This is a genomic window from Limosilactobacillus fermentum (assembly GCF_013394085.1).
In the GTDB taxonomy this organism is placed as follows: Bacteria; Bacillota; Bacilli; order Lactobacillales; family Lactobacillaceae; genus Limosilactobacillus; species Limosilactobacillus fermentum.
Genome location: NZ_CP040910.1, coordinates 879,265 through 900,395 on the forward strand (window position 1 = coordinate 879,265; position 21,131 = coordinate 900,395).

Here is a 21,131-nt window from a genome sequence, read left to right on the forward strand (position 1 = left end):
TTTGTCGTGTCTCTATTTTGGGGATTTTGCCAAACGTCAGGGTGCTGCGGTTTAACTACGTCTACTGGGCCCGGCACGACTACCGCCACTGGTACCAGTTCGGTTGGGTCCCGGTGACCGTGTACGCCATGAACCTACCGGGTTTCTTGGCCGGCCGCAGCCTCCTGACGCCGTTGACCATCTACGCCGGCCAAACCAGTGATTACAAAGAGTTGGCCTTAAACATCGCCAACTTCCCCAAGTTCTTGCAACTGGCCTTTCCGACGGCGGTCCTCGACCACTACGAACTGCTCAAGCGGGGGCTAATGGTTTTGACCTGCCTGATTCTCTTGGCCGGCTTTTGGTATCTGCGCCGCCTGGACTTGACCCCGCAACGTTTCTTGGTGGTGGCGACCTGGAGCTTTTGGACCCGCACGATGTTCTTGCCGTCGATGCACGACCGTTACTCCTACTTCGTGATGGTGATGCTAGCCCTCGTCGCCTTATTGGACCGCCGGATGATCGGCGTTGCCCTGGTTTCGATCGGGATCAGCACCGTGCTTTACCTGCGCTACTTGCTTAACGCCGACACGGCGATCGACCTCTGGCCGCTGGCGATCATCCAAATCATCAACTACTGTGGCTTTACGGCGGGCACCTTCTTGCACCCGCAGCCGGAGTATTTGCACAGTTTTAGATGAAAAAACAACGCCCACACTTTCAACTAGGAAAGTCGGGGCGTTGCTTTTTTTAATGTTAAACGGGAAACCTGTGAAATAACCGCAGGCCTAGTGTCTAAGCAGGACGAAGAACGGTGCGTTGCGCACCAACCGTTCGCCCTGACTTAGTCATACGACCTGCCAAGGAGGTCATTTCACACTCTGACCTTAGCCTTGAATCTTAGCCATCCCGTTCTTAGCGATTTCTTTCAGGGTCTTAGCGGAGTCGGCCATCGCCTTGGCTTCGCGTTCGTCCAGCGGAACTTCGAGGACTTCGGCGATCCCGTTAGCGTTGATCACGGCCGGGGTACCAATGTAGATGTCCTTTAAGCCGTATTCGCCGCTCATTGGGGCACCAACTGGCAAGACGGCGTTTTCGTCGCGCAGGATGGCACGGGAAATCCGCATCAGGGCAGTGGCCACACCGTAGAAGGTCGCACCCTTGGAGTTGATGATGGCGTAAGCCTTGTTACGAACATCGTCTTCTAACTTGTAAAGGTCGTCCTTGGAAATGCCCTTGGCTTCTGCCAGATCGTACAGTGGTAAACCACCGATCGTTGCAGAGGAGAAGGCGGCAAATTCCGTGTCACCGTGTTCAGCCATCATGTTGGCGTTCACGTCAACCGGGCTAACGTTGAACAGCTTGGACAAACCAACCCGCAGACGAGCGGAGTCCAGGGAGGTCCCGGAACCAACCACCTTGTTGCGTGGGAAGCCGGAGAACTTTTGTACGGCGTAAGTTAAGATGTCAACTGGGTTAGCAGCGACTAAGAAGATCCCTTGGAAACCAGACTTAACAACCGGTTCAACAACGGACTTGATGATCTTCAAGTTCTTGTCAACGAGGTCCAGACGGGTTTCACCCGGCTTTTGTGGGGCACCGGCCGTGATCACAACCAGGTCGGCGTCCTTGCACGTGTCGTAATCGGCGCCGTAAACCAGCTTTGGGGCCGTGAACGGGGTAGCGTCTTCGAGGTCGAGGGCGTCCCCTTCCGTGCGCTTCTTGTTCAAGTCAATGATGGCAAATTCTTGGGCCAACCCTTGTTGAACCATGGCAAAAGCGTAACTAGAACCAACGGCTCCGTCACCGATTAAAACAACTTTTTGATGAGTCTTAGACACAGTAATTCACTCCTTAAAAATCTCTTAACCACGATAAATTATCGGTCGCTTGCCATTATAGCATGTTTGCTCAATAAATGGCTAATTTGTGAAAAAACTTCCCGCAAAAATTAGGAAGATTAGGATCAGACCGGGAATAATAAGGATTTTAACGGCGAAGATGATCAGTGCAATAGTGATCAAAAGCCCCAATAACCAAAAGGACATCTTCAATAGTTTCCACATAATCCATAAACAGATTAGCAGGATAATTAGGCCCATTTTTGAACTCCTCCTTTTAAAGTTGGTCACCGATTATAGCACGGCGAATTTGAAGAAGGGGTGAACTTAACCAATCCTTAGGGAAGTTAGGTGGGCGAATGTTAGACAGCAAACGTGGTCAATCACCGCAGGCCTAGTGCCTAAGTACAGCCGACTTGCTGGGGAGGTGATTGGCCACTCCATTAAAAAACTTGAGATTTCTTAATCCCTTGCCTAGACCTTTGGCAAGCAGGGCGCTGTGTGTTAAAATAGGTCCATTAAAGACGAAAAAGCCCACGACGGGTCCGATGATAAGGAGGTGATTACCATGCTAAATCGCACCAAGCAATTCATGCGCGAACACGATCTTACTTATAAGAAAGAATACATCCGGCCAATGATGTCGCCGGAGCACGTTTACGTTTTCCGGTTCGGCAAGCACCGGCTCAACAATCGGGTAATCATTCGCTACTCCCACACCTGGACGGGGCGGGTAAAGATTAACGAAATCGACGTCCGGATGCATCACCAACACCACCCGCGGATCTTCAAGACCGAAGATGACATGTTGGCCTACCTGGCCCACCACTTAGAAAAGCGGGAAGCCAAAGAGGCGACGCGGGTTCACACCGGCGAAGAAGAATAAGAAAAGGGGCGTCCGCGGGGGCGCCCTTTCTTTCAGGAAGGAATGAATCAATAATATGAATTGGACAGCCATTGTGGTGGAAACCAGCACCGAAGCCGTCGACGCGGTTTCCTACATTTTGACCGACACCGGGGCGACCGGGGTCAAGATCGACGACGCGGCCGACTACCAAAAGCTCAAGCCCGGTAAGTACGGGCCCTACGGCGAAATTGTCGACCCGAGCACCTTACCACACCGCGAGGAGGGGGCGGCCGTGACCGGCTACTACCCGCCCACGACCTTCGTGCCCGAAAAAATCGCCGACATCCGCCAGCGGGTGGCCAAGTTAGCCGACTTCGGCCTCAACCCGGCCCCGGCCAGGGTCGCTGCCGAAGAAATCGATAACCAGGACTGGGCGACGGCCTGGCAAAAGTACTACCACCCGGTCCGCGTCACCCGTGAGCTGACGATCGTACCGCAGTGGGAGGAATACACCCCGGCGACGGCCGATGAAAAGCTGCTCGTCTTGGACCCGGGAATGGCCTTTGGGACCGGGACCCACCCGACCACCCAGCTGATGCTCCAAGCGTTAACGATCGCCCTACGTGGCGGTGAATCGATGATCGACGTCGGAACCGGCTCCGGGGTCTTGTCGATTGCGGCGAAGCAACTGGGCGCCGGCGAAGTCTGGGCCTACGACATCGATGACGTGGCCGTTAAGTCGGCCAAAAAGAACCTAGCGCTCAACCCGATCGCTAAAGACGTTCACACAGGGGTTAACTCACTGTTGGACGGCATTCACACCCAGGTCGATCTGGTGGTCGCCAACATCCTGGCCGAAATCATCCTGCCATTAGTGCCACAAGCCTTTGAGAACCTCAAGCCGGGCGGCAAGTTCTTGACCTCCGGGATCATCAACACCAAGTTTGAAACGGTCAAGAAAGCCATCGAAGCGCAGGGCTTTGTGGTTGACGAAACGATGCGGATCAAGGATTGGTACGGGATCATCGCCCACAAGCCAGCACCGGAGGAAGCCTAATGCAACGCTACTTTGTTGACCAAGCACTGCCGGCCCACCGCCGCTTGAACCTCCCTGACGACGTGAGCCACCACCTGATTACGGTGATGCGGGCCGCGGCCGGCACCCAAGTCGAACTGGTTTTGGCCGACCACCACGCCTACTTAGCGACCCTCTTGGACCCGGCGACGGCCGAAGTCAAGGTCGAACAAGACCTCGGCGGCGACAGCGAACTACCGATCAAAGTGACACTCGCCTGTGGTCTGCCCAAGACCAAGGAAAAGCCGGAACTGATCGTGCAAAAGGCGACCGAGCTGGGCGCCAAGCGGATCATCTTCTTTGAAAGTGCCCGCTCGGTGAGCCACTGGAACGACCAGCGCCAGGGCAAGAAGGTCGAGCGCCTGCAAAAGATCACCAACGCGGCGGCCGAACAGTCGCACCGCGACCAGATTCCCGAAGTATCCTACGTCAAGGACCTCAAAAGTTTGTTAACTGTCTTTTCGTTCGATCACCGAGTGGTCGCCTGGGAAGAGTCGGCTAAGCAGGGCGAACGGGCGGCCCTGGCAACCGTCTTTGACCAGGTGACGCCGGGGCAAAGCCTGTTGGCCATCTTTGGTCCCGAGGGCGGCTTGACCGAAACCGAGGTCGAAACGATGACGGCTGCGGGCGTGGTGGCCTGCGGCTTGGGGCCGCGAATCTTACGGACCGAAACGGCGCCGCTCTATTTAATGGCGGCCGTTTCCTACCATTTTGAATTAGCCGAACATTAGCCGCTAAATCCAACCGTGGTTTGTGCTAAAATAAGAATACTAACAATCAATCGTAAGGGATGAAGAGTTTGAAGAGTTTATGGCAGCGGGCCGACCGTCGTTTGTGGGTCCTGAGCATCTTGATCGGGTTTGTCGTGACCTGGTTAGTTAACATCGTACCGTTTATCAACAAGGTGGAGCGCTTCGCCGTTTTCTACCTGCTCTTGTACGGGGCCTTTGCAATTTGGACTGGGTTCACCCTTCAAAACCGGCGCCGGTGTTGGCAAGCCTTTGTCTTCCCGGTCAGTTTTCTGCTGGCGGCCCACCTGTTTGGACCCAAGTACAGCCTGTATTTTGCACCGGCGTACCTGGCGGTGGCCTACCTAGCGTGGTCAATGGTGCGAGCTAATCGGAACAAGTAAAAGGGGGGTGGCTTGATGTCGCAGACAAAGGAATTAACGCACGAAGACGTCAAAAACATGGTTGCCAAGTACATGAATGAGGAGCACGTGGCCCTAGTGGAGCGGGCCTACCACTTCGCAGCCGTTGCCCACCAGGGCCAGGTTCGCAAGTCCGGTGAACCCTACATCATTCATCCAATCCAAGTCGCCGGAATCCTGGCCGAATTAAAGATGGACCCGGAAACGGTGTGTGCCGGCTACATGCATGATTTGGTGGAGGATACCGGCGCCACTTTGGATGACATCAAGGAACTGTTCGGGCCGACGATTGCCATGATCGTCGACGGCGACACCAAGATCTCCAAGATCCACTACAAGTCCAACAAGGAACAGATGGCCGAAACCCACCGGAAGTTGTTGCTCGCCATGAGCAAGGACATCCGGGTGATGATCGTCAAGTTGGCCGACCGCCTGCACAACATGCGGACCTTAAAGCACTTGCGCCCGGATAAGCAACGGCGCATCTCCAACGAAACGCTGGAAATCTACGCCCCGATTGCCGACCGGCTGGGGATTTCAACCATCAAATGGGAGCTAGAAGACCTATCGTTGCGCTACTTAAACCCGCAACAGTACTACCGGATCGTCCACTTGATGAACTCCCGGCGCGACCAGCGGATTGACTACATCAGCGCCGCTATCAAGGTCGTGAAAACGGCGATCGCCGACCTCGACCTCGGCCCCAACGTTGAAATCTACGGGCGCCCCAAGCACATCTACTCTGTCTACCGCAAGATGGTCACCCAGCACAAGCAGTTCTCCCAGATTTACGACCTGCTGGCGATCCGGGTGGTCGTCGATTCGATTAAGGATTGCTACGCCGTATTAGGGGCGATCCACACTTCCTGGACCCCGATGCCGGGCCGGTTTAAGGACTACATCGCCATGCCAAAGGCTAACGGCTACCAATCCCTGCACACCACCGTGATTGGGCCCGAGGGCCGGCCGCTGGAAATCCAGATCCGGACCCACCAAATGCACGAGGTCGCCGAATACGGGGTCGCCGCCCACTGGGCCTACAAGGAGGGCAAGACCAACGGGGTCGATCAAGCCAGCCAGGATTCCAAGAAGCTCAACGTGGTCAAGGAAATCCTCGAGTTGCGGAGCGAGTCTAACGGTACCGACGAGTTCATGCAGGGGATCCAATCCGACGTCTTCGCCGATAAGGTTTACGCCTTTACGCCGAAGGGCGACGCCATCGAAATGCCGAAGGGCGCCGGACCGTTAGACATGGCCTACCAAATTCACACCGAAGTTGGGAACCACACCACCGGGGCCAAGGTCAATGGTCGGATCATACCGCTCAACTACGAGATCAAAAACGGTGACATCGTCGACATTTTAACCTCGTCGTCATCGGCTGGGCCGAGCCGCGACTGGATGGACCTGGTCTCCACCCGGCGGGCCCGCAACAAGATCCGCCAGTTCTTCCGCACCCACGACCGCGAGGAAAACGTGATCGAGGGGCGCCGGATCATGGAACAACAGCTCAGGGACGCCGGCTACGAGCCAGCCGAGTTAATGGTCAGCGATAAGGAAGAAGAGATCGCCGGCAAGCTCCACTACAAGACCGCCGACGACATGTACGCCGCCCTGGGCTTTGGCGACATCGCCCCGATCGGCCTGCGGAACCGGTTTACCGAAGACATCCGTAAGCACAAGGAAGAAGAGAAGCAAAACGCCGCCCAAAAGGCAATTCTGGAAGGGCACAAGACCCTAGAACAGGAGCCGCCGACCCGCCAGAAGGTCGCTAAGTCTTCCGAAGGGGTGGTCGTCGAAGGGGTCGACAACCTCTTGACCCGCCTGTCGCACTGTTGCTCACCGGTGCCGGGCGACGCCATCGTCGGCTACATCACCAAGGGCCGCGGGGTCTCGGTGCACCGGGCCGACTGCCCCAACATCAAGGCGGCCGAAAAGAGCGGCCAGCGGGTCGTCTCCGTTTACTGGGCGAACCCAGCCGGCGACAAGACCAACTACAACGCCGATATTGAAGTTGAGGGCTACAACCGCAACGGCCTGCTCAATGACATCATCCGGGCGATTAACAACAACACCCGCTACTTGACGTCGATCAACGGTCGGATCGACCACAACAAGATGGCCACCATCTCGGCGACCGTCGGGGTGCGCAACTTCCAGCACCTCCAGTTGATCATGGATTCGTTAAAGAACCTGCCGGACGTGTACGTGGTCAAGCGGGTCATTCACTAGGAGGAGTTTATGCGTGTAGTATTGCAACGGGTTAAGGAAGCAAGCGTCACCATCGAAGGGCAAGTCGTCGGCCAAATTGGTCAGGGCTACTTGCTGTTGGTCGGCTTTGGTCCCGATGACACCGAAGAGACGCTCGATTACATGGTCCACAAGATTACCAACCTGCGGGTCTTTGAGAGCGAACCGGGCAAGATGAACCTGGGCTTAAAGGACGTTGACGGCGCTATCTTGTCGGTCTCGCAGTTTACCCTGTACGCCGACGTTAAGCACGGCAACCGGCCGGGCTTTTCCAACGCCGCCAAACCATCCTTAGCCGAACCCCTCTACCAGCGCTTTAACGAAAAACTGGCCGCCACCGGGATCCCGGTGGCGACCGGGCAGTTCGGCGCCGATATGCAGGTGGCCCTGGTCAACGATGGGCCGGTGACGATTTGGTATGAGAAGTAAGTGAGTGCGACCAACCTTCTCGACGGGCCGTACTTAGCTACTAGGCCCGTGGTTGGGAGCACGTTATTAAGTGAGTGTGACTCAACTAAATATCGAAAAAATAGCTGGAGATGACGTTGTTAAGACGCCGATCTCCAGCTATTTTGCTTCTAAAGGGATTCGTTGGCTGTCAAAACCTAAAGTCAGCTACTGCAATTGCGTTCCTGAACAACATTTCGTCAACTTAGCCACATTAATTACGCGTGATATAAACCTGACGTGTTATAATGTCAATATATATTACAAGTGATTTTAAGGGGACTTTCGATGACCGATTACCAAACGATTCGCAAATTGATACACCGGCTGCGCGAGGCCGATACCAAGTGGCAGGTGACGGCCCAACGGGAAATGGCCGAGCGCTACCGGGAGGTGTTGCCGGAGCCGGTTTGGCAACGGCTACGTTCGAACCACTTTAACCACGCCGAATTAGAGCTCCTCGACTTGGTTGCCGCCGCTGGCAAACGGGGGATTGCCTACCAGGAAGTTCAAGCCGAGGTCTTGTACTCCCAGAGCCTGGTGTCGCGTTACACCAACCGGCTGGCCGAGCTAGGGCTCTTGGTCAAGGAGCACCCGGAATACGACCAGAAGGCCTACCAACTGACGGTGACGCCGGCCGGGGAAAGAATGGCCGTCCTTCACGCCGAGTTGCACCGCCAGGAAAGCAAGTTCTTTGACCAACGTCTCACCAGATGGTCACCAGAGGAGGTCGCGACAACGATCGCGGTCTTAAAGAGTTTGACCAGGGAAAAATAAGTTGGTATTGGTGGTTGACAAGTGGGGCGCCCCTCTTTATACTAATCATAATTTAATTTAAATCTAATGTTCACGTTGATGAGAAGAGTAGCGAGCAGCGCCGTTTTCAGTGACCGCCGTAAGTGCAAAGGCGGACGGTTAACCCCGCGAAGATGAGCTCGGAGTGTTGAAAAGTGGTCGCAGGGCTGCTTTTCCGGTAGGACCCGTTACTGTCCCTGGCATCCATTGGGTGCTGTAGAGGCCGTTAGGGTAATCTAGCGGTAAACAAGGGTGGCACCACGAGTAATCGTCCCTGGATTTTGAGGATCCAGGGACTTTTTTTTGTACCCGCAAAAGGAGGAATTAACCATGACTAAACTTGATACCCAGCTGGTGCACGGGCCAGACGTTAATGACAACTGTACCGGCGCCGTGACCACGCCGATTTACAAGGCAACAACCTTTGAATACCCCAAAATTGGGGCGCCGGTGACCTACGATTACTCGCGCTCGGGGAACCCGACCCGCCAGGCGGTCGAAAATCAACTGGCGACCTTGGAAGGGGGCCAGCGGGCCTTCACCTTTACCTCCGGGATGGCCGCTATCCACGCCGCCTTGGCGATCTTTAAGGCCGGCGACCACCTGATCGTGGGTGACCAAATTTACGGCGGCACCTTCCGCTTGCTTTACCAATTTTTCGCCCGCTGGGGGCTTGAAATCACGGCGGTCGACACCCGCGACCCGCAAGCCATTGAGGCCGCCATCCAGGACAACACCAAGGCAATTTACTTTGAACCGGTTACCAACCCCTTGTTGCAGGTGACCTCGGTACGCCAGGTGGCCGTGATTGCCAAGCAACACGGGCTCCTGACGATCGTCGATAACACCTTTTTGAGCCCCTACCTCTTAAAGCCACTAGAGCTGGGCGCCGATCTGGTCATCCATTCGGCGACTAAGTACTTAGCCGGGCACTCGGAACTCTCGGCCGGGGCCGTGATCGTCAACGATCCGCGCTTAGCCGACCGGGTTTACTTCGTCCAAAACGCCCTCGGCGGGATTTTGTCGCCGGAGGGGGCCAACGAACTGGCCCGCGGGATCAAGACACTCGGGATCCGCTTGGACCGCCAAATTGAAAACCTGGTGGAAGTCGTGAAGTTCCTGGAAACCCGGCCGGAAGTCCAGCGGGTGTACTACCCGGGGTTGCCGGGCCACGAGGGTTACGAAGAATTGCGCCAGGAGGCCAAGGGGGCCGGGGCGGTGCTCTCCTTTGAGCTAAGCGGGGCGGTCGACCCGGTCGCCTTCGTCAACGGCCTGCGCCTCTTCACCCGCGCCGTTAGCCTCGGGGCCGTCGAGAGCCTGGTCGAGTTGCCCAGCAAGATGAGCCACGCCGAATTAACGTCCGAAGAACAGTTGGCGGCCGGGATTAAACCGGGGCTGATCCGGTTGGCGATCGGGATCGAAGACGTGACCGACCTGATTGAAGACCTCGCCCAGGCGCTGGACCAAGCCGAACTAGTGACTACCAAAGGAAGTGTTGAAGATGACCAAACAACCGCAATCAATTGATACCATTGCCGCCCAAGCGGGGAGCCATGAGGATCGGGGCGGTGCCGTTTCATTCCCCCTCTACTTTTCGTCTAATTACCGCCACGAAAGCCTAGCGGAGGCCAAGGCCTTTGACCCGACGACTGGCTACTCCTACTCGCGGCTGGCGACCCCCAACCGGCGCCTGCTAGAAGAGACCCTCGCCAAGTTAGAAGGGGGCCAGTTTGGCTTTGCCCTGAGCTCGGGGATGGCGGCGATCCAGTTGGCGCTGAGCATCTTAAAGACCGGCGACCAGTTGATTTCTTTAGACGACCTGTACGGCGGCGATTTCCGCTACTTTCGTTACTTGGCGACCCACGCCGGGATCAACTTCGCCCAGTGGAACGGGGAGCGAATTGACGATTTGCTTGCCATGATTGAGCCGAATACCCGCCTGATTTGGCTAGAAACGCCGTCTAACCCGACGATGAAGGAGCTCGACATCGCGGCGATTGCCAGCCGGGTTCACGCCACCCGCCCCGATATTTTGGTCGCCGTGGATAACACCTTTTTGACCCCGGTCTATCAGCGCCCACTCACCCTGGGCGCCGACATCGTCGTTCACTCGGCGACCAAGTACCTGTCGGGGCACAACGACCTCCTGGGCGGGGTGCTGGTCTGTAAGGACAAGGACTTGGCCGATGAATACTTTGACTACTACATCACAACCGGCGACACCCTGGCGGCCTTTGACTCCTGGCTCTTGTTACGCAGCCTGAAGACGCTCGGGGTCCGGATGCGCCAACACACGGCCGGGGCCCAAGCGGTGGTGGCTTATTTAAAGCAAAGCTCCGCCGTTACTAAGGTCCTTTACCCGGGCAAGGGCGGGATGGTCTCCTTTTACCTGAGGGATGAGGCGACCGTCGAACGGCTCCTCAACCACGTTTCGGTGATCACCTTTGCCGAAAGTCTGGGCGGGGTCGAAAGTTTGATCACCCTGCCGTACTACCAGACCCACGCCGACGTCGAGGAAAAGCAACGGGAACGGCTGGGTATCACCCCAACCTTACTCCGTTTATCGGTCGGCTTAGAGGACCCGGCGGACTTGATCGTCGACCTCCAGCAGGCCTTGGGGGAAGGTTAGAAAGGGTGCACCGATTTTAATCAAAAATTCAGATAAATTTAATTATGCTATTGACAGGGATCGGAATGGCTCGTATGATGAGATCATTCTTACAAAAGATTAGCAAACGAAGGGAGCTGAAATCATGTTACGTTTACGACAAGTCATGTGTATGTGTACTCAAAATGACATCCGAACTGATGTGGTTTCAGTTGGGGCTGTTTGAGTACACTCTTTTTGCTAAGGGTGTCTAATAACACCCCTTAACCTGTACAAGGGCTACTGACCATGGATGGTCGGTAGCCCTTTTTGTTTGCAAGAAAAGAAAGGGAGAAGAGAATCATGAGTTTACCAAGAGAAGAAGTTCTAAAAGCTTTTCACAACCAAGAAGTTGAACACGTGCCGGTTTCATTTTGGCGTCACTTTGCGGAGAACGAATTTGGTGATGTGTACCAAGACCCCACAATTCGCGATGCCAACATTGAGGGGCACAAGCAGTATGTCAAGGACTTGGACTTTGATTTTTCTAAAACCATGTTAGATGGCTACTTCCCGTACCCGTTCCGGGGGGTTGAAAATCCACGGGATTTGGATGACTTAGCTAACTTGGTCCCGCTTGAAGAGGACGATCCTTGGATCCAAGACCAAGTGGCCTTAGCTAAGGAGCAAAACCAAATTGTTGGCGACCTACCAACCTTTATCACCGTTTTTTCGCCCCTCATTTTACTTAAGTGGGCGCAAATCGATCACACTAAGGAGTCCATTCTTACTTCTGATGTTAAATTTGCCGACCTTTACGAAAAAAATCCAGAGCGAGTTGAACAAGTCCTGCAAGTGATTGCCGTAGACCAAGGAAAGGTCGTTCGGGCCTTGAAGAAGGGGACGGAGGTTGATGGGATCTACTACAGTACTCAATCAATCCAAGATCCGCGGGAAGATAACTTAGAATTCTTTAAAAAGGTGATGGAGCCCATTGACCTCATTGTCCAAGAAGAAATCAACCGTAACTTTGACTTAAACATCCTGCACGTCTGCGGCTTTGCCGGAGCATACAACCACCTTGAATGGTTTACTAATTACCCACTTCAAGTAATCAACTGGGCGACTTTAACCGACGGGGTGCCCCTAGGAGAAGGAAAGAAACTGTTTGGTGATCGCCCTGTCCTAGGTGGGTTTGATAATTCGATAAAGGGCCTTTTATACACCGGAACAAAAGAGGAGATCCAACAAAACGTTCGGAACTTAATTGATGAGGCGGGGAAGAAGGGTGTCATCCTAGGAGCCGATTGCACGGTTCCCAGGGATACCCCATATGATCACTTACAATGGGTGATCGAAGCTGCACGTGATTACTAGATTGGGGAATTTGAATGTTACTGACAATAAAAAATTTACAAAAGCAATTTAATCAACGAGCAATCCTGAAGGGAATTGATTTTCACGTTGAAAAAGGGGAAGTCGTGGTCGTGATTGGTCCCTCCGGTTCGGGGAAAACCACGCTCTTACGTAATTTGAACTTCCTTGAGCACGCTGACCAAGGGACAATGCAGTTTTTGGACCAAACGATTGATCTGGCAAAGCCCACTAAGGAACAGCAACAATGGGTACGCCGCCACACGGCGATGGTCTTTCAAAATTATAACCTGTTTAAAAACAAGACCGCCGTTCAAAACATTGCTGAAGGGCTAATTTATGGTCAGGGGATTGAAAGAGGAGAAGCGGTAAAAAAAGCACAAGTGGCTCTTACCAAATTGGGACTCGGTGAGCGAGCTGACTACTATCCGTCGCAGTTATCTGGCGGTCAACAGCAACGGATTGGAATCGCCCGAGCCACGGTTTTAAAGCCCAAAATTATCCTCTTCGATGAACCAACGTCTGCTTTGGACCCGGAACTAGTGGGAGCGGTCTTAAACGATATGCGTCGCCTAGCCGATGAAGGGCAAACGATGGTGGTGGTTACCCACCAAATGTCTTTTGCGCGTAACGTTGCTAGCCGGGTGGTCTTCTTCGCTGATGGGAAGATCTTAGAATCCGGGACTCCGGAACAGATCTTTGACCACCCTCAACACGAACGGACCCGACAGTTCTTAGCCTCGTTAGCGGAAAACTATTAGGGGGCCTGGACATGACCATTACAAAAATCATGAGCGTCATCCTCCGGGGCTTCCCGGTGACGCTAACCCTGTTACTAGTTTCGTTTATTCTGGCTTCCCTATTAGGGGTGGCGCTGGGGTGGCTGTACTTACGGAAAAACGGCTTACTCAGTGGTCTTGCACGTGTTTACTTAGGAATTGTTCGCGGGACGCCTCCCTTGTTAATGTTGTTACTCAGCTACTATGGGTTACCTGCGTTACTGAAGGGAGTGGGGATCAACATTGATGGTTGGTCCAAAATGACCTTCGGAATTATCGGACTGATGGTCGGATGGAGTGCTTATTTAGCCGAAGCTTTCCGGAGTGCTTACCTAGCCGTAGATCAGGGGCAATTAGAGGCGGCGCTAGCAGTTGGAATTACTCCACGGCGGGCCTTCTTTCGGATCATTGTTCCCCAGGCTGCGTTGATAGCCTTACCGAACATCGAGAACTTGTTTATTGGCTTGGTAAAGGGGACTTCCTTGGTCTATGTATTGGGACTTTACGATATGTATAACGAAGCGTCCAACCTCTCTAATCAGACGAATGGGATTTACCAGTTACAAATATTTATCATCTTAGCGTTGATATACTGGGCCTTTGTCTTGTTAATCGAATGGGGCTTTCGAACGATTGCCCACCGCTATCAGAAGGTCTTAGGGTAGGAGGGATTAAATGTTTGATACAAAATTCGCGGTTGATTCCTTCAGCCAAATTGCCTCTGTTGCTCCGGTAACGCTGTTAATTGCCATTGTCGCTGCTGTTGTCGGCTTACTGTTAGCGATTTTGGTAGCGGTGGTTCGAGAACGTCAGGTTAAAGTGCTAGCCCCAATCGTGGCGGTGATTGTTTCCTTTGTTCGGGGAACGCCGATCATCGTTCAACTATACGTTGTTTACTATGGGTTGCCACAATTATTAGTAGTAATGAAGGGGTGGGGGTGGAATACTAACCCGAATGGCCTACCAGCTCTGGTAATCGCCTTTACCGCCTTTTCATTAAACGTAATGGCCAATCTATCGGAAAGCATTCGTTCCGCCTACCATGCTGTTGACTACGGTCAGTATGAAGCGGCGGTGGCGGTGGGGATGACGCCGCTACGAGCGATAATTCAAATCGTCGTTCCGCAGTTAATCGCTAATTTGATTCCCAATTTCACTAATATCTTCTTGGACCTGATTAAGGATACCGCATTGGTATACAACATTGGGATTGTTGAAATTATGGGGGAAGCCAATATTATTTCCGCTATCGGGTTTAAGTACTTAGAAACTTACGTAGATGCGTTAATCATTTACATTATCATTTGCTGGTTCTTTGCCAAGCTGTTCCAAGTAATTGAATTAATCATTCGGCGCTCGTCATCACGAGCTCACCACTAACTAGAAAGGAATTTTAGCTAATGAAACTCAAAAACATTATTTTAACCTTCGCCGTCACAGGGCTAGCCTCACTGGGACTTGCCACGACTAGTCACGCTGCTACAACCGTGACTGTTGCTGCCCCGAACGGAAACTCTGTTTACGTTACGAACACTGATAAGGGGCCTGGTGGCTACCTAGGAGCTCTAATCAAAAAGATCGACCAGGACTTACCGCAATACAAGTTTAAGACGACCTTTACTTCACAAAATGCAGTCTTTGCAGGTTTGCAATCCGGGAAGTATGATGTGGCTTTAAATAATTCTTGGTACAACAAGGAACGGTTTGCTAATTACTACCACACCCGGGCGATTGGGTTAGATGATTTGCGTTTGGTTTACCGTAAGGGTGGTAAGAGCGCTAACTCACTTGCTGAAGTGGCGAAGAAAAACCTCAAGTTAGTGCCTGTTTCGACTGATGACGCTCGGTACAGTGTGATTGAAAACTACAATAAGAGTCATCCAAAGAACAAGATTAACCTAAAGGCGATTGGTGATCAGTCATCAGCTGACGCTTTAAAGGAAGTCGCCGATGGTCAATACGACGTTGCCATCTACCCTTATCCTTCTTACAAGCAGATTGCCAACACTGCGGAAGGGAAGAAATTGACGGTTTCTAAGTCAATTGGGCAGGAAAGTCCGTACCTGTTGCTACACAAGTCAGCAAAGAATAAGAAGTTGACGGAAGTTTTGAACAAGGAAATCAAGAAGTTGTACGAAGATGGTTACCTGCAAAAGTTAACTAAGAAGTACCTCTATGAAGATACCTTCAAGCTTCCTGGAGCGAAGAAGAACTACAACGCCGAATTTAATAAGTAGGATTGACTAAGAACGAGAGGACGACATCATAAATTAGAATAAACTTAGATATTGACATTAATTATTAGAGGGCTTATCCTTACAATATCATCAAAGAAGGGAAGAATGTTCACCATGCCAGCTACTAAACTGCAAATGATGTGCGCAATGCCATGTTGTACGATGATGTGCAACATGTTCTTTGGCATACACTTGCAGCGTGGTGAAGCTACTTCCGTTAAATCCTCGTACTTATTTTAAGTAAGAGAAATGGGAAGCCCCTGATCACACTGTGGTCAGGGGCTTTTTTGATGAAATTGAATGGAAAGAGGGTTTGTTTGTGTCCTGGGAAGTAATTCAGCAAAGCTTACCAATGTTTGAACAGGGCTTGATTGCAACCCTGTGGCTCTCGGCGGTGGGGATCGTCGGCTCGCTGATTGTCGGTGTGATTGTCAGCCTGGTTCAGTTCTTTCGGGTGCCCGTCTTACGCCAAGTCTGCACGGTTTACGTGGAAATTTCGCGTAACACCCCGCTGTTAATCCAGCTCTTCTTCTTGTACTACGCCTTCCCGGTGATTGGTTTGAAGATGAACGCCGTGACCTGCGGGATTGTCGGCTTGATTTTTCTTGGGGGTTCGTACATGGCCGAGGGGTTCACTGGTGGTTTTGCCGGGGTTAGCAAGGGGCAGTTGGAAACGGGCAAGGCGATCGGGATGAACCAGTGGCAACTGGCCCGCTACGTCGTCTTCCCCCAGGGGTTTGCCCTGAGCATGCCGGCGCTGGCGGCCAACATGATCTTTTTGATCAAGGAAACCTCGATTTTTTCGGTGATCGCGATTCCGGAATTGACGAACACGGCCCTCGATTTGATTGGGCTGTACTACCGGTCCAATGAGTATCTGTTGGTCTTGGTGATTGGTTACGCCATTATCTTGATTCCGCTGATCTTAGTGTTGAACTGGCTGGAAAGGAGGGTGCGCTATGGCACATTCGGGGATTAACGTCTTGTTAGAGGGATCCAACTTCTCCCGGCTGATGGGCGGCTTATGGGTCAGCGTTTGGATCGCCGTGGTGTCGCTCTTCTTTGGCTTGATTGTCGGGACGGTCTTTGGGGTCTTGCGGACGACCAAGAGCAGGGTGCTCCGCTTCATCCTGCGCTTGTACCTGGAAATCTTTCGGATCATCCCAACGGTGGTGCTCTTATTCTTGGTTTACTACATCCTGCCGCGCCAGTTGCACATTAACATGCCGGCGGATTGGATGGCGGTGCTCGCCTTTTCGCTGTGGGTGGCCGCCGAATTTAGCGACATCGTCCGCGGGGCGATTCAATCGGTGCCGCGACACCAACGCGAATCGGGGTTGGCAATTGGCTTAACCCGCTTCCAGCTCTTCCGTTACATCCTCTTGCCCCAGGCAATGAAGCTGGAAGTACCGGCCGCCATCAACTTGGCGACCCGGGTGGTCAAAACGACCTCCCTGTTGATGATCATCAGCATCATGGACGTCATCAACGTCGGTCAACAGATCATCGAAGCCAACAATTCAACCTACCCAACCGGGGTGTTTTGGGTCTACGGGTTAATCTTTTTCTTGTACTTCATCATCGACTACCTGTTGTCGCTGTGGGCAAGAAAGCTAACCGCCCGGCAGTAAGGAGGAGCGTATGACGGAAGAAATTTTAAAGGTAAGTCACTTAAATAAGTTTTACGGTGACTGGCAGGCCCTGCACGACATCAACTTCGACCTCAAAAAGGGCGAGGTGTTAGCTCTACTCGGGCCGTCGGGGTCGGGGAAGAGCACCCTGATCCGCTGTTTAAACGGGTTAGAAGAGTATCGTGACGGCGAGATCGTCTTTAACGGCGCCAAGGTGGAGCCCAGCGAGAAGAATTGGCAACGGCTGCGCCAAAAGATCGGGATGGTCTTTCAAAGCTACGACCTCTTCCCGAACATGACGGTCTTAGAAAACATTTTGTTGGGGCCGACCAAGGTCCAAAAGCGCGACCGGGCGACGGTGGAGCAAGAGGCCCTGGCCTTACTTGACCGGGTCGGGTTAAAGGAGCATGCCAACTCCTACCCGCGCCAGCTGTCGGGGGGCCAAAAACAACGGGTGGCCATCGTTCGTGCCTTGGCCTTGCAGCCCGAGGTGATGCTCTTTGACGAAGTCACGGCGTCCCTGGACCCGGAAATGGTCCGCGGGATCTTAGACATCATCAAGGAACTGGCCAACGACGGGTCGATGACGATGCTGATCGTCACCCACGAAATGAACTTTGCCGCCCAAATTGCCGACCGGGTTCTGTTCCTAGAGGACGGGCGCATTTTGGAAGATACCCCGGGTCAGCAATTCTTTACCAACTCCCAGACCAAACGGGCGCGGGATTTCTTGGAAAGCATGGATTTTTAATAAGGGAGAAAGCAAATGAAGAAGATTCAAAAATTAATAGTAGGGTTGTTAACCGTCCTGAGTATCTTTTCGCTCGTTTCCTTTGCCGGCCTGTCTTCAGCCAAGGCCGACAGCAACCAAAGTTCCGTTTCGGCGATTAAAAAGCGCGGTTACATCCGGATCGCCGTTTTTGGCGACTTACAACCATACGGCTGGGTCAACAAGGACGGTAAGCGGGTTGGTTACGACGTCCGGTTAGCCCGGCAGATTGCCAAGGACCTCGGGGTCAAGGTTAAGTTCGTCCAGGTGAACGCTAACAACCGGGTCGACACCCTGAATTCTAATAAGGCCGACCTGGTCTTGGCAAACTTCACCGTGACCGACGAACGTAAGCAAGTGGTTGACTTTGCTAAGCCATACATGAAGGTTTCAATCGGGGTCGTTTCCCTGAAGTCCGACCCGATCACTAAGGTCAGCCAATTGAAGAACAAGAGCATCATCATCAACAAGGGGACGACGGCCGAAAACTACTTCGTTTCCAACCAATCCAAGCTCGGCATCAAGTCGATCTTGAAGTTTGACACCAAGACCCAACAGTTTAACGCCTTAAAGAACAAGCGGGCTAACGCCTTGGCTGATGATAACTCCTACCTTTACGCTTGGGTTAAGAAGAACCCGAAGTACACGGTCGGCATCAAGACCCTCGGGCCTTCCCAAGACATTTCCCCGGCCGTCAAGAAGGGCAACAAGTCACTGTTGAACTGGACCAACAAGGAAATCACCAAGCTCAACAAGGACGGCTTCTTTAAGACCGACTTTAACAAGGAACTCAAGCCGTACTTCGGTAGTGAAGTCAAGGCTTCCGACATTATCATCACTAACGATAAATAACGGGGAGCACGTTATTGGAAGTGCGACTCAACCAGTGGGCAGGCCGCGGGCTAAGACCTAGATACAGGTTAGCGCGCCAGCGGTGTTCTGTGGCTGGACTTAGCCACTAGGTCTGCGGTTGAGAAGCACGTTATTGGAAGTGCGACTCAATTTGCTCGATAAGAAGTACGCTCTCCTTTGATAGGAAGTGAAATAAGGGTGTGGGAAACGGAAGGTTTGCCGCATCTTTTTTTGTGGTTACACAGCTAACGTGGCCCTGAGTACGGGTAAGAAGGGGCGCCAGCCGGTTCCCTAGCATAACCATGCGGTCCGTTTAGTAGGGTGCCAGTTACTTTTTATTAATTAATCGATAAATATCATTACAAAGAAACCGTTACCATGGCATAATGTAATTAATGAAATCCGCAGAGGATCGAAAGGAGATGCTGCTATGGGACAGTTTGACAATAAGGTTGCCTTGGTTACCGGGGGAACGAAGGGGATTGGCTTAGCCATCGCCGAGCTGTTTTTGAAGGAAGGCGCCAAGGGGGTGGCCTTCACCGGTCGTCACGAAGACGAAGGAAAAGCGGTTCAAGAACGCCTCGGTGAACGGTCTTTGTTCATCACCCAAGACGTTTCCAAGGAAGAAGATTGGCAAAACGCCACCAAAGCCGTTGTTGAAAAATTTGGGCAGCTTGATGCGATTGTCAACAACGCCGGAATTGGGACTCCGCTGGGGATCGAGGAAATGACGCTCGATCACTGGAACCGCGAAATCGCCATCGATTTAACAGGGACGATGTTAGGTTGCAAGTACGGGGTTAAAGCGATGAAGGAACATGGTGGCGCGATCGTCAACATTAGTTCGATCGAAGGGATGATCGGTGACCCAACCGTTCCGGCCTACAACGCTGCTAAGGGGGGCGTCCGTCTCCTCACCAAGTCGGTAGCGCTTGAGTGTGCCGAAAAGGGTTACGCCATCCGCGTAAACTCGATTCACCCTGGGGTAATTGCCACGCCGCTGATCGATCACCTCGATGATGCGACCAAGCAATTCTACATCGACAAGCACCCAATGGGCCGGCTGGGAAAGCCGGAAGAAGTGGCTAAGATGGCTGTCTTTGTTGCTTCCGATGGGGCCTCCTTTAGCACCGGCTCCGAGTTTGTTGTCGATGGGGGCTACACGGCCCAATAAAAAGGAAGTGCGACCCAACCGTAAAGCAGGCCGTATGACTAAGAATAGGACACAGATTAGCGCGTCAGCGGTGTTCTGTGGCCAGACTTAGCCACTAGGCCCGTGGTTGGGCGCCCGGCAAACCACAGGCAATTAAAAAGGAACTTGCGCACGCGTTGCGCAGGTTCCTTTTTTGCGTTCATTCTCCCAGTGCCAAGGTCTCTAGCCCCGGGTTCGTGGCCCGGAGCCGTTGCAAGTCTGTCGGGGTTAACGCGGGGGTAAGGGCGCTAGTGGCGTGGCGATCGCTGAACTGCAGGCCGGTTGGCAGTCCAGTCGGGTTAACGACCAGGTAGCGTTGCTTGGTGAGCGGTCGCCCGTTTTCAATGCGCAAACAGGCGCTGGAGCCGGTCAGCTGCTCGCCGCGACTCAGGCTAGCCAGGTCGGCTAAGACGCTGTTGGCAGTCGCCTTACCGCCCGCCCCGGGGCCGAGGTAGGTCGAGGTACCAACCAGGTCACTGTCAATCACGACCGCGTTGGTGACCCCGTCCACTTGGTAGAGGGGGTGGGAAGGGTTAAGTGCCACTGGGGCCACCTGGTAGTTAAGTTGGCCCCGGCTTTCCCAAGTTGAGGCTAATAGCTTGATCTTTAGCCCCCATTCCTTAGCCGCCGCAAACAGGCGGGGTGAAAGGTGGTCGATCCCGGTCGGGGCCAGTTGGGCGAGCGACAGGGTCCGGTGGAAGATCAGCTTGGTTAAGATGATTAGCTTATAGGCGGCGTCGATCCCGGTCACGTCCTTGGTTGGGTTGGCTTCGGCAAAGCCCTTTGCTTGGGCCTCCTTTAGGGCGGCGTCAAAGGAGAGCCCCTCCTGGTCAATGGCGGTGAGAATGTAGTTACTGGTTCCGTTGAGGATCCCGCTGACCCGGCGGATCCGGTCGGGGGCCAGCCCCTCGTTGATCGTGCGGATGATTGGGATGCCACCCGCCACCGCCGCCTCGTAAGTCAAGGCGCCGCCGTACAGCTCCGCTAGCCGGTCGAGTTCGGTGCCGGCCGTGGCAACCAGGTCCTTATTGGCGGTGATTACCTGCTTGCCGTGGAGGAGGGCGGACGTGACGGCCTCTTTGGCGACCCCAATACCGCCGATTAGCTCAATTACCACGTCGACGGTCGGGTCTTCCACCGCCCGGCGCCAGTCGGTCGTCAATTGGGCGCCAGTGGGGAGTAAGACGGTTTGATGGCGTTCGGGGTGTTTAACCACTACCCAGGCTAATTGCCAAGCGCCGTTGGTTGAGGCAATCAGTTCGTCGAAGACCACCTGGCCAATTGTGCCCAAGCCCAGCAGGGTGATCCGTTTGTTATTCATGTTCA

The 21,131-nt window shown here is 53.4% G+C and carries 22 protein-coding genes; 20 read left to right on the forward strand and 2 right to left on the reverse strand.

The genetic code is table 11. The features are described from left to right. Window positions 1–41 precede the first annotated feature (41 nt). Window positions 42–680 (forward strand): hypothetical protein, encoded by a 639-nt coding sequence (locus FG166_RS04375; protein ID WP_262350966.1) that lies wholly within the window; start codon window positions 42–44, stop codon window positions 678–680. A gap of 186 nt (window positions 681–866) precedes the next feature. Here the strand turns inward: FG166_RS04375 and FG166_RS04380 are convergent, their stop codons facing one another. After that, a complete protein-coding gene (locus FG166_RS04380; RefSeq protein WP_035430779.1) occupies window positions 867–1,820 on the reverse strand; it encodes an L-lactate dehydrogenase in 954 nt (317 codons plus the stop codon). Between the two features lie 592 nt (window positions 1,821–2,412). Here FG166_RS04380 and FG166_RS04385 point away from each other — a divergent pair. The 19 genes from FG166_RS04385 (at window position 2,413) to FG166_RS04475 (ending at window position 19,787) form a co-directional block, all read left to right on the forward strand. Further along, entirely contained in the window at window positions 2,413–2,706 is a 294-nt protein-coding gene (locus FG166_RS04385) for a hypothetical protein (RefSeq protein ID WP_031274857.1), read from the forward strand. 55 nt (window positions 2,707–2,761) lie between these two features. After that, entirely contained in the window at window positions 2,762–3,724 is a 963-nt protein-coding gene (gene prmA, locus FG166_RS04390; protein WP_003681791.1) for a 50S ribosomal protein L11 methyltransferase, read from the forward strand. Beyond that, a complete protein-coding gene (locus tag FG166_RS04395; RefSeq protein ID WP_003681790.1) occupies window positions 3,724–4,473 on the forward strand; it encodes a 16S rRNA (uracil(1498)-N(3))-methyltransferase in 750 nt (249 codons plus the stop codon). The genes prmA and FG166_RS04395 overlap by 1 nt, the downstream gene beginning before the upstream one ends. A 59-nt stretch (window positions 4,474–4,532) precedes the next feature. Continuing rightward, entirely contained in the window at window positions 4,533–4,874 is a 342-nt protein-coding gene (locus FG166_RS04400) for a hypothetical protein (protein ID WP_003681789.1), read from the forward strand. Between the two features lie 15 nt (window positions 4,875–4,889). Next, window positions 4,890–7,124, forward strand: coding sequence for a RelA/SpoT family protein (locus tag FG166_RS04405; protein WP_003681788.1), 2,235 nt, complete (start codon window positions 4,890–4,892; stop codon window positions 7,122–7,124). 9 nt (window positions 7,125–7,133) lie between these two features. After that, window positions 7,134–7,571 carry a D-aminoacyl-tRNA deacylase gene (gene dtd / locus FG166_RS04410; protein ID WP_003681786.1) on the forward strand — a complete coding sequence of 146 codons (438 nt, stop codon included), beginning with the start codon at window positions 7,134–7,136 and terminating at the stop codon, window positions 7,569–7,571. A 306-nt stretch (window positions 7,572–7,877) separates the two neighbouring features. Next, window positions 7,878–8,366 (forward strand): helix-turn-helix domain-containing protein, encoded by a 489-nt coding sequence (locus FG166_RS04415; protein WP_003681784.1) that lies wholly within the window; start codon window positions 7,878–7,880, stop codon window positions 8,364–8,366. A gap of 348 nt (window positions 8,367–8,714) precedes the next feature. Next, on the forward strand, window positions 8,715–9,911 hold the full coding sequence (locus FG166_RS04420) for a trans-sulfuration enzyme family protein (protein WP_003681781.1): 1,197 nt from the start codon (window positions 8,715–8,717) through the stop codon (window positions 9,909–9,911). Beyond that, window positions 9,886–11,013 (forward strand): trans-sulfuration enzyme family protein, encoded by a 1,128-nt coding sequence (locus FG166_RS04425; protein WP_003681779.1) that lies wholly within the window; start codon window positions 9,886–9,888, stop codon window positions 11,011–11,013. The genes FG166_RS04420 and FG166_RS04425 overlap by 26 nt, the downstream gene beginning before the upstream one ends. 321 nt (window positions 11,014–11,334) lie before the next feature. After that, window positions 11,335–12,348 (forward strand): uroporphyrinogen decarboxylase family protein, encoded by a 1,014-nt coding sequence (locus FG166_RS04430; RefSeq protein ID WP_003681775.1) that lies wholly within the window; start codon window positions 11,335–11,337, stop codon window positions 12,346–12,348. A gap of 14 nt (window positions 12,349–12,362) precedes the next feature. Continuing rightward, window positions 12,363–13,106, forward strand: coding sequence for an amino acid ABC transporter ATP-binding protein (locus tag FG166_RS04435; protein WP_003681773.1), 744 nt, complete (start codon window positions 12,363–12,365; stop codon window positions 13,104–13,106). Window positions 13,107–13,117: 11 nt separating this feature from the next. Continuing rightward, on the forward strand, window positions 13,118–13,789 hold the full coding sequence (locus FG166_RS04440; protein ID WP_003681771.1) for an amino acid ABC transporter permease: 672 nt from the start codon (window positions 13,118–13,120) through the stop codon (window positions 13,787–13,789). Window positions 13,790–13,799: 10 nt separating this feature from the next. Continuing rightward, window positions 13,800–14,504 carry an amino acid ABC transporter permease gene (locus FG166_RS04445; RefSeq protein ID WP_003681768.1) on the forward strand — a complete coding sequence of 235 codons (705 nt, stop codon included), beginning with the start codon at window positions 13,800–13,802 and terminating at the stop codon, window positions 14,502–14,504. Window positions 14,505–14,524: 20 nt separating this feature from the next. Then, window positions 14,525–15,361, forward strand: a complete 837-nt coding sequence (locus FG166_RS04450) for a transporter substrate-binding domain-containing protein (protein ID WP_003681765.1) — start codon at window positions 14,525–14,527, stop codon at window positions 15,359–15,361. A gap of 319 nt (window positions 15,362–15,680) precedes the next feature. After that, a complete protein-coding gene (locus FG166_RS04455; RefSeq protein ID WP_035430774.1) occupies window positions 15,681–16,340 on the forward strand; it encodes an amino acid ABC transporter permease in 660 nt (219 codons plus the stop codon). After that, window positions 16,321–16,992: an amino acid ABC transporter permease gene (locus FG166_RS04460; protein WP_003681760.1), complete on the forward strand. Its 672-nt coding sequence runs from the start codon at window positions 16,321–16,323 to the stop codon at window positions 16,990–16,992. The genes FG166_RS04455 and FG166_RS04460 overlap by 20 nt, the downstream gene beginning before the upstream one ends. 10 nt (window positions 16,993–17,002) lie before the next feature. Next, entirely contained in the window at window positions 17,003–17,743 is a 741-nt protein-coding gene (locus FG166_RS04465) for an amino acid ABC transporter ATP-binding protein (RefSeq protein ID WP_003681759.1), read from the forward strand. Window positions 17,744–17,758: 15 nt separating this feature from the next. Continuing rightward, a complete protein-coding gene (locus FG166_RS04470; RefSeq protein ID WP_003681756.1) occupies window positions 17,759–18,613 on the forward strand; it encodes a transporter substrate-binding domain-containing protein in 855 nt (284 codons plus the stop codon). Between the two features lie 430 nt (window positions 18,614–19,043). Continuing rightward, on the forward strand, window positions 19,044–19,787 hold the full coding sequence (locus FG166_RS04475; protein WP_003681755.1) for a glucose 1-dehydrogenase: 744 nt from the start codon (window positions 19,044–19,046) through the stop codon (window positions 19,785–19,787). Between the two features lie 178 nt (window positions 19,788–19,965). On the opposite strand, the gene FG166_RS04480 is transcribed toward FG166_RS04475, so the two are convergent. Beyond that, the gene (locus tag FG166_RS04480) at window positions 19,966–21,126 is read right to left on the reverse strand and encodes a homoserine dehydrogenase (protein ID WP_240839914.1); all 1,161 of its coding nucleotides are present in this window, start codon (window positions 21,124–21,126) and stop codon (window positions 19,966–19,968) included. Between the last annotated feature and the right edge of the window lie 5 nt (window positions 21,127–21,131).

Excerpts from the sequence above, each read along its gene's own strand:
- dtd (WP_003681786.1), top strand. The coding sequence starts at position 7,134 with ATGCGTGTAGTATTGCAACGGGTTAAGGAAGCAAGCGTCACCATCGAA.
- FG166_RS04480 (WP_240839914.1), bottom strand. The coding sequence starts at position 21,126 with ATGAATAACAAACGGATCACCCTGCTGGGCTTGGGCACAATTGGCCAG.
- FG166_RS04465 (WP_003681759.1), top strand. The coding sequence starts at position 17,003 with ATGACGGAAGAAATTTTAAAGGTAAGTCACTTAAATAAGTTTTACGGT.
- FG166_RS04430 (WP_003681775.1), top strand. The coding sequence starts at position 11,335 with ATGAGTTTACCAAGAGAAGAAGTTCTAAAAGCTTTTCACAACCAAGAA.
- FG166_RS04395 (WP_003681790.1), top strand. The coding sequence starts at position 3,724 with ATGCAACGCTACTTTGTTGACCAAGCACTGCCGGCCCACCGCCGCTTG.
- FG166_RS04445 (WP_003681768.1), top strand. The coding sequence starts at position 13,800 with ATGTTTGATACAAAATTCGCGGTTGATTCCTTCAGCCAAATTGCCTCT.
- FG166_RS04440 (WP_003681771.1), top strand. The coding sequence starts at position 13,118 with ATGACCATTACAAAAATCATGAGCGTCATCCTCCGGGGCTTCCCGGTG.
- FG166_RS04450 (WP_003681765.1), top strand. The coding sequence starts at position 14,525 with ATGAAACTCAAAAACATTATTTTAACCTTCGCCGTCACAGGGCTAGCC.
- FG166_RS04460 (WP_003681760.1), top strand. The coding sequence starts at position 16,321 with ATGGCACATTCGGGGATTAACGTCTTGTTAGAGGGATCCAACTTCTCC.
- FG166_RS04475 (WP_003681755.1), top strand. The coding sequence starts at position 19,044 with ATGGGACAGTTTGACAATAAGGTTGCCTTGGTTACCGGGGGAACGAAG.
- FG166_RS04415 (WP_003681784.1), top strand. The coding sequence starts at position 7,878 with ATGACCGATTACCAAACGATTCGCAAATTGATACACCGGCTGCGCGAG.
- FG166_RS04425 (WP_003681779.1), top strand. The coding sequence starts at position 9,886 with ATGACCAAACAACCGCAATCAATTGATACCATTGCCGCCCAAGCGGGG.
- FG166_RS04470 (WP_003681756.1), top strand. The coding sequence starts at position 17,759 with ATGAAGAAGATTCAAAAATTAATAGTAGGGTTGTTAACCGTCCTGAGT.
- FG166_RS04385 (WP_031274857.1), top strand. The coding sequence starts at position 2,413 with ATGCGCGAACACGATCTTACTTATAAGAAAGAATACATCCGGCCAATG.
- prmA (WP_003681791.1), top strand. The coding sequence starts at position 2,762 with ATGAATTGGACAGCCATTGTGGTGGAAACCAGCACCGAAGCCGTCGAC.
- FG166_RS04400 (WP_003681789.1), top strand. The coding sequence starts at position 4,533 with ATGAAGAGTTTGAAGAGTTTATGGCAGCGGGCCGACCGTCGTTTGTGG.
- FG166_RS04435 (WP_003681773.1), top strand. The coding sequence starts at position 12,363 with ATGTTACTGACAATAAAAAATTTACAAAAGCAATTTAATCAACGAGCA.
- FG166_RS04420 (WP_003681781.1), top strand. The coding sequence starts at position 8,715 with ATGACTAAACTTGATACCCAGCTGGTGCACGGGCCAGACGTTAATGAC.
- FG166_RS04405 (WP_003681788.1), top strand. The coding sequence starts at position 4,890 with ATGTCGCAGACAAAGGAATTAACGCACGAAGACGTCAAAAACATGGTT.